Source organism: Pelatocladus sp. BLCC-F211 (assembly GCF_041928655.1).
Lineage (GTDB): Bacteria > Cyanobacteriota > Cyanobacteriia > Cyanobacteriales > Nostocaceae > Pelatocladus.
In genome coordinates this window covers 47,563-55,697 of record NZ_JBHFLM010000010.1, presented here as the reverse complement: position 1 = coordinate 55,697, position 8,135 = coordinate 47,563, and the positions used below count along the sequence as shown (strand labels likewise).

The following is an 8,135-nucleotide window of genomic DNA, read 5'->3' as shown; positions in this document are numbered from 1 at the left end:
GTAAATTATCATCGGTTTCGACCTAACCAACTACTCTTTTATGTTAACACATCGTGCATAATATCTGTGTGAAGATACTGAAAACTTTGTGTCGTGGAAGGATAAATCCTTCACTGGTGGCTTTCATCCCGTGGCTCAAGCTACAGGGTTTTCAACCTACGCTCTTATAAACATAGCGGGAGTTACGAAAAGTAAATATGCACCAAACCCTTACCAATGACAAATGACAAATAACGACCCCAACTAGTAGAGACGTGCCATGGCACGTCTCTACATTTATGCCGACTTACTTAATTAACTCTTTAACTTGATTAGCGATTAGGGGATGTGGATCTTTTTGCAGTTGGGGCAGAATTTTGATCAAAATGCGGGGTGATACTACATTCAAATAGGCGATCGCAGCTTCTCGAACAAAGCCTGTGGGATGACTCAAGCTTTCTAAAACTTGTTCTGTGGTGAGTCGGATACGCGCAACTTGAGCAAAGTGGAAACAACAAGCCAAGCACCAATCAGAAAGTAAGTTTTTATGCATTAATAAACTACGGGTACGTTCATTAACTGACATTTGTTGATATTCTGCCATCTCTGCGGCGATGAGATATTGTAGTTTTTCTGCTGGCGATCGCCTATCTAAAATATTGATTAGCAAAGATTTATGCTGCAATTTTACTGTGTGTTCTAAAATTTCCAATCCCCGTGCTAAATTGACTACTGATTCTGACCGTAAATTAAAAGCTGCTGCTTGGATGCTTTCTATCGGATAAAGTAGCTGCAAAAGTAATAATAATCGTTCTTTAATATCATTTTCTAGTTCTAAAATGGCGCGGTTGAGTAAAGATATAACAGCAATAGTCCTGATGCCAGAATTATATGTATCTAGGGTTTCTTGGGTTTTGAAATCTATATAATTATTATAGCTTTCTAGTTGATTTTGAAAATCTATATAAGCGGCATAAATTTCACTAATAAAATTTAGTTCTTGCTCAATAAATTTCTTGATTTTTGTTTCATAAAACTGTTCTACTGAACCCAGAAGTCCTTCTTTTTGTAATCTTTTTAATAAAGGACGGAGAATGTGATCTCTACTATTACCCCGCGATGTTTCTAAAAATTGCCACAAGGTTTCTATCGCTTCTAAGGTGGGAATTTGACTAATCGTACGCCAAGCATAAATTCGGACTATTTCTGGCTTATAGACATTAGTAGCTAACTCAACCAGCATTGGTAGGGCTTCGTTTTCCAGTTTTACCAAGGCTTGCATAGCTGCATTTCGGGTTGATTTGTAATAAAGTCCCCCCAACAAGGCTGGATAGTACTCTTCTAAGCGAGTTGCGGCGATCATTTCTATGACAGCAAAACGTACTCGCAGGGAATCATCTTGCAATAAATTGGGAATATGAATTCGCAGTGCTTGTAGGTGAACTGCTTCACTCAGGGCTTTGACTGCGTTCATCCGTTCTTTTTCTTGTTGGTGAGTCAGCATCCGCCGTAAAGTTCTGGTGGCTGCTACTTTGTGCATAGCTTCTCCCTGACGCAGCAATAAGGCGGCGGCTGTCGCACGGATGATTGAATGTTGGTCTTCTCTAAGGTACTTTTCTAATAGATTGACATCTGGATCTGACTCAGCCAACCAAACGTAGCGTAAAGTAAGAGCAAATACTTCTGGAGTGACACTATTTTGGGGTAGTTTTAAGAAAGTACGGATTTCTGGTAAGTAAGCAGGATTTACACCTGCTGCTAGCATGACTTCCAAACTGGGTTTCTGCAATTCAGGAGATAGCTTGACTAATAGGGGGGCTAAGACTTCACTTACACCTTTGGGATCAATTTGTGATAAAAGTTCAATACAAGAACGTTTATCTGTGTCAGTTCCTTTTTCTCCCAAGGCTTTAATTACTGCTTGCTTGAATGCACGTAAATCTACATCTGCACCACTAAATTGTCCTTGTCCTGCACTTAAAACTAACAGATTCACGTAGCGCGATCGCAAAAACCAAATCACTAGCAAGCAGCATAAAGCCACAAGTACGGTTTCTGCCACCATAATTGATTCATGTATGGGTGTTGGTAGCAGTCTTCTGCCAAACCACAAGGTAATTAAAATTACAAAACCTGCTGTCCCTGCACCAAAAGCATCTGCTACACCTCCAGCTAATGATTGGACATGGCTGCGAATCTTATCTGGGATTGGTTGGAAAAGTAAAGGTCCACTACTGACAACAAAGGTGTAACGCAAAAGTTCGTCTAGAAATTTGAGAATCACTAAACCCCATAAAAGATTATGGGAATTACCCCAAGGCAATAATCCTAACAAAGGTATAGTGAGAGGCATTAACAAACCTACGGTGATTGGTAATGTTGCAGCAGTAACAAATACTCCAAAGCGTTCGAGAGCGCGACTGGAAATAAATAACTGCATTGCTAACTCGCACAATCCCGTAATTCCACCTAATAAGCCTAAAAAAGTAGCAATATCTTTACCCTGAAAATTTGATTTCAACTGGGTAAGATATTGAAAATCGATTAAGACTCCTATTGCTTGTAAAAGAGCAAAAAATGCAAATAATAACCACGCGTAACGCTTGATTGGTCCAAACAGGCGCCGTTTTTGAGAGTATTGTGCTGCTTCTATTTCTATTTGGGGAGTATCAGGAAAGGCTTGGGGATAATTTTGACTCAGATAGAAAAGAATAAAAGCCCCTAAGCTGATGAATACACCAGCTATGGGCATAATCACGTTATCTAGTCCTACAAATAGCAATAAAAACGGTAAACTAAAGCCACTGATCACATCAGCAACTAAAATACCGCTACTAATTAGGGGAAAGGCGCGTTTGATCTCCCGAATGTTGAATAGTTGATTCGCTGTGATCGAAGTGTTGAGGTCGTTGATCACATAGAATGCATCTACCCATAACCGCAGGACAAATATAATAAATACGGAAAGATAGGAAACGTGTAAACCTAAACTAAATAGAACTAATGGTATGAACATGCAAGGCGCGATCGCCACAATAACGCGCCGTAAGGGAAAAATCTTTTGCAACCGCGAGTATAAAATTACCAAGGCTGCACCCATAATTGCACTGGCGATATAAATCCAAGGTAAGGATTTAGACCCGTACTCATCCAAAAACAGCGCCACTGTCGAGTCTTCTGACCACCGCAACCCGATTGATGCACTTGTATAAAAAGCGAACATTAACCAAGTGCGATCGCTTTCCTCCGGTCGGAGATTTACCCACTTGAGTAAGTGTGACAGAATACCTTTTTTGGGAGCAGTCCAGTAATTTTTCAGTTCCATGCAGTTTGACTGTGTTACACCTTGAATTTGTTGGTGGTTGCTGGTTGATTTTTGGTGGTTGGTATTCCAAACACTAGACAACACACAACACACAAACTTAGTTACTCAGTTCTGCATGACTAGTATTAGACTTTTTGCGATCGCATTAATTTTCATAGTAAATGCTTTCGTAGTAAGGACTTTAGTCCTAGATTCAACAGAGTGCTGTACGCGCAGCGTTCCCGCAGGGTAGCACTCACTACGAACTCCTCAAAACTAATCCGATAGTCAACTAAGGAAAAGGATTTATGAATCAGACCAAATTGAGATAGGTAGTCTTGTTTCAAAGCTCTGTAATAGGCTATTAATCTAGGCTTTTAATCCAAAATCTCAAATCCAAAATTGGTATTAGACCCCTTTATCCTTTAACCTCAAAATGAGTACATAGCAAAAACCCTGAGTAACTGAGTATTATTTTTCCCACTCAGAACTCAGGATTATCAATATTATTGGAATTTTTTGGTTGTTGATGGTTAGTAATTAAATAGTTGGTTTTTGACCACTATCCACTAACTACTAACCACTAACTAAATTAAATTATTTTTTCGGAGAAAGAAGCATCATCATGTTTCGCCCTTCTTTTTTGGGTGCTTGCTGCACCTCTGCGAGTGCTTCTAGATCAGTCGCCATCCGTTTGAGTAAATCTTCTGCTAAATCGCTGTGTTGTATTTCTCGACCCCGAAACATGACAGTGGCTTTCACTTTATCGCCATCCTTGAGAAAACGTTCTGCTTGCTTAACACGGACGTTGTAATCATGTTCTTCAATCTTGTAGCGCATTTTCACTTCTTTAACGTCAGCAGTGTGCTGCTTTTTCCTGGCTTCTCGTGCTTTCTTCTCCTGTTCAAATTTGTATTTTCCATAGTCCATGATCCGACAAACGGGCGGATCAGCCTTGTCACTGAGCAACACTAAATCTAGCTCTTTTTCCTCGGCTAGTTGCAGCGCTTCCTGTGGGGACAGAATCCCCAATTGGGCTCCATCAGTATCGATGACCCGAATTTTCGGAAAGCGAATCCTTTCATTAATTTGGGGCAAATCGCGAGTTCTTTTTTTCTCAGTCACTGGCATTATGATTTGTGGCAGCTCTTTGTTAAGAATAGTGTTTGGTATTGTGTAATCTGCCTCAGAATGATTAAAAATATCTGAGGACTCAAATTCAAGGTCTACAATCTAAGGTAGCTAATCCATAGGATATTCTTTGGACAATTGTACCTATTCTGTCATTCTACTCATTCTGAAAGAATTTCTATCCAATAGTTAACCTAAATTACACATCCGCAGCATTTATTAACTATTTTAGCATTTGTCTATCGTATTATTAACACCTTATATATGTGAACGCCTCAGTATATTCACTAGTAACGGTAGATGCAAAATCATAATTTGGGAATGGGGCATTGGGCATGAATCAGTTATCAGTTATCAAATTAACCTGGTAACTGTTAATTGTTAACTGATAACTGAGAAGTTGTCCCCCTTTCCCCGATCCCTTTTTTCAATTTAGACCATAATGCTGACAAAGGGTTTGGAGCTTTTCACGGATGAGCGATCGCACGTTTTCTGATGACACAACCACGCAGTCTGGTGCGTACTGCATGACTTCGCGGATAAACCAAAAGGTACTAGATACACGTCTGATCACTCGCCGCACTCGTTGTTTATCTGGTAGCCATTCATTTAATATGTCTTCTGGTTTAGCCTGGTAAGCAAAGGCTAAACCGTTAAACAAGTGCATTTCTACCTCAATTTGTGCCAAGTGCGATCGCCATTCACCAGCAATTGCGATAATAGCAGCATCTTGGATTCTATCTAAACGCAGACTCCAATTATTTCTTAACTCTTCTACATCCAAATTTCCTTGTGTCTCTTCGCACCAGCAATCAAGATATTGACGCTTTTCGTGGGGTGTAACTTTAGCATAACGAACAGTAAAGTTCCATACTCGCTGTGCTGCGTCTTGATAGGAAAGCTGAAATGGTTGTTGACGTAGGATGAAGCGGTCGATCTCTAAACGCCAAGGAGGGGGTAAATTTTCTAAAAAACGCTCTATTTCAGTTCGCAGTGGGATTGATAGTTCACTGCGTTCAAGAAGCAACTTAGCAATTTCTTGTGCTTGCTCATTTTGACCAATATCAGTTAATGCACGCATAGCTCGATCCAGCACTCTGATGCGTGTTTCTGACCAATCATGATTTTTACCGATGGTTAACTGATGACGAGCGATCGCTTCTACTAGTTTAGAGATGTTTGGGCGATCGCCCCACATCATACCGAATTCCCGCGCTAGGTTTTCTAATTCGGCTTTATCGCGATCGCCAAGTGACAGTGTTATCGACTGACCTTTTCGACTCATTTTTATACGGACACTTTTATATGGACATATCTTGTCAATCTCTATTTTGAGTGCCAATATAGGATTTAACAACAACTTACGGACACTCTTTAAGGATATGTCCAATTACAGTATTTCGCTTAAGCCTGTATATTCCCAGACTGTGTCAACGCCTGAAGGTTTGAAATTACCTGGGAATTGGTCGCTTTCTTGGCATCAAGTCGAAACTTTTAAAGCACTACAAGATCCAAATATTGAAGTCATCTTCAACACGGCGATGACTGGTGATGGCAAGAGTTTGGCGGCTTTTCTGTCAGCGATGAATAATCGTACGTACACTTTGGCAATGTACCCAACAAATGAACTGGCGCGAGATCAAGAAAAACAGGTGCAAGGGTATAAAGCGCAGTTTCAGCCAAAGTATGACCCGCAGATACATCGCCTTACAGCAGCGATTTTGGAAGACTATGTGGATACAGGGAAGTTACCTTCTAAGCTGGAAGGACTTGATAATATTTCGACTTTGTATGAAATACTCTTAACTAACCCAGACCTATTTCACTACATTCATAATTTCTACTATCTGCGAGGTAAGATAGATAACCCAGATAGGTTATTTCGCCGGATTGATGAGAGATACAAACTGTTTATTTACGACGAGTTTCATATCTTTTCATCTCCACAGATTGCGAGTGTAATTAATACTATCCTGCTAATTAAAAATACAGCAAACCATCCAAAGAAGTTTCTATTTCTGTCTGCTACACCGAATAAATTATTACAAGGCTTTCTAGAAAAAGCTGGAATAACACCAAAAATTATTAACCCGGTAGATGTTGGTGCATATAAATTTGATGGTGATACTGAAAATCAAGGTTGGCGACAGATTAGTCAGCCAATAAATTTAACTTTTCCCCAAAGCTTGGAACCGAATTTGCGTTCGAGTTACGAATGGCTAGAAGAAAATGCTGAAAAAGTTATTTTGAAATTTTTCCAAGACTATCCCAACAGTAAAGGTGCAATTATTCTCAATTCGATTGCAGCAGTGAAAAAATTATTGCCTAAGTTTAAGGCTATTTTTGAACCGCGATGGCAGGTGAGAGAAAATACGGGATTAACAGGGGAAACTAAAAAAAGAGATTCAGTTGCAGAAGCTGATTTACTCCTTGGAACTTCGACAATTGACGTTGGAGTTGATTTTAAGATTAATTTCTTAGTTTTTGAAGCTGCGGATGCGGGTAATTTTATTCAGCGTTTTGGCAGAATTGGCAGACATGAAGGTTTTGAAACCTATCAAGCTTATGCATTAATTCCGAATTTTTTAGTTGCGAGGTTATTTGAAGATCAATCCCATCCATTACAGGAGGGTGAAACTTATGACCGAATAACTTTTACGAACGCTATTCGTAGTTCGTGGATAGACAGAAACGAATTTGAAAGATATCCGAAGCGATGGGGTGGGATACAGTCAGCTTACATTTACTCTAAGCTGCAAGGTAATCCGCACATGAAAGAAAAATATCCCGATGTGGCGAAAAAGTTTGGTACAGATATTCAAAAAGCATTAGAAATTAGTATCAAACAAATGAACGGACAGTTTTATCGCTGTCAAAATGAAGGAAAAACAAGAATTATTGATGAGGCGAGGAGTTTTAGAGGTAGTAGTCAATTAGATTGTGCGATTTACGATTTAACTAATCCTGATGAACCAGAAGCAGATAGGTTTAAAATGTATAACCTTCCTGGTATTCTCAGCAACTTTATTTTTGAGTTGTGGGATGAGAAAAGCTTTATGGAAAAAGCGAAGAAAACAGGAGTAACAACCAAAAGATTTGAAAAGGCTTTGTGTTATTTGAAGTTAAAAGATTTTCGAGAAGTGCGGGAAGATTGGCATTTTTACTATCCAGGAAATATCCGTGAATTGGCGAAAACCAGTAAGGTGCAAGTTCTTAAAGATTTGGAGATTTGCCAACCCCACGGTTACGGTATCCAACAAATAAGTGATGCAGTAAGTCGGCGTAAATTAGTGTGCTTTATTTCGGATCGCGATCGCAACTATTTACGCGCTATCCTCAGACTACCAATGCACTTTCAAGTTTACCCCCTCACCAATGAACCAGAAAATCGAGGTTCCTGGTATTCCATAGCCTTTGGACAGGATGCGTTGTTGTTAGAAACCCTAACCTGGCATTGGAAACCCAAGGATGATGAAGGATGGATATGTTAAAAAGATTGTGGAGAAAGGGCTTTGCCCGAAATCAGAAGGCTACAGTGTTTCAATCCCTAAGAGGTATTATGTGGTATTTCTACTTATGCAGTACTGCGCTGCGTTCCTTTCTCCTTATATATAAGGTACACGATATTGTGCCTGTTCAGAAGAAAAAGGCGAATCACGTGATTGAAAATAGTTTTTAATCAAAATGCTACAGTAACTATTGCATTTTTAGGAAGGTGCGT

General features: G+C 39.6%; 4 protein-coding genes. 1 reads left to right on the top strand and 3 read right to left on the bottom strand.

Going from position 1 to position 8,135, the window contains the following annotated elements:
- Positions 1-286: 286 nt before the first annotated feature.
- The 3 genes from ACE1AT_RS00915 to ACE1AT_RS00905 all read right to left on the bottom strand — a co-directional run bounded on the left by ACE1AT_RS00915 (position 287) and on the right by ACE1AT_RS00905 (position 5,699).
- On the bottom strand, positions 287-3,304 hold the full coding sequence (locus ACE1AT_RS00915; RefSeq protein WP_374865459.1) for an MFS transporter: 3,018 nt from the start codon (positions 3,302-3,304) through the stop codon (positions 287-289).
- Positions 3,305-3,880: 576 nt separating this feature from the next.
- Entirely contained in the window at positions 3,881-4,414 is a 534-nt protein-coding gene (gene infC, locus ACE1AT_RS00910) for a translation initiation factor IF-3 (RefSeq protein WP_017311489.1), read from the bottom strand.
- Between the two features lie 427 nt (positions 4,415-4,841).
- Positions 4,842-5,699 (bottom strand): WYL domain-containing protein, encoded by an 858-nt coding sequence (locus tag ACE1AT_RS00905; RefSeq protein WP_374865458.1) that lies wholly within the window; start codon positions 5,697-5,699, stop codon positions 4,842-4,844.
- A 97-nt stretch (positions 5,700-5,796) separates the two neighbouring features.
- On the opposite strand from ACE1AT_RS00905, the gene cas3 reads away from it, so the two are divergent.
- Positions 5,797-7,905, top strand: coding sequence for a type I-D CRISPR-associated helicase Cas3' (gene cas3 / locus ACE1AT_RS00900; RefSeq protein ID WP_374865457.1), 2,109 nt, complete (start codon positions 5,797-5,799; stop codon positions 7,903-7,905).
- Positions 7,906-8,135 lie beyond the last annotated feature (230 nt).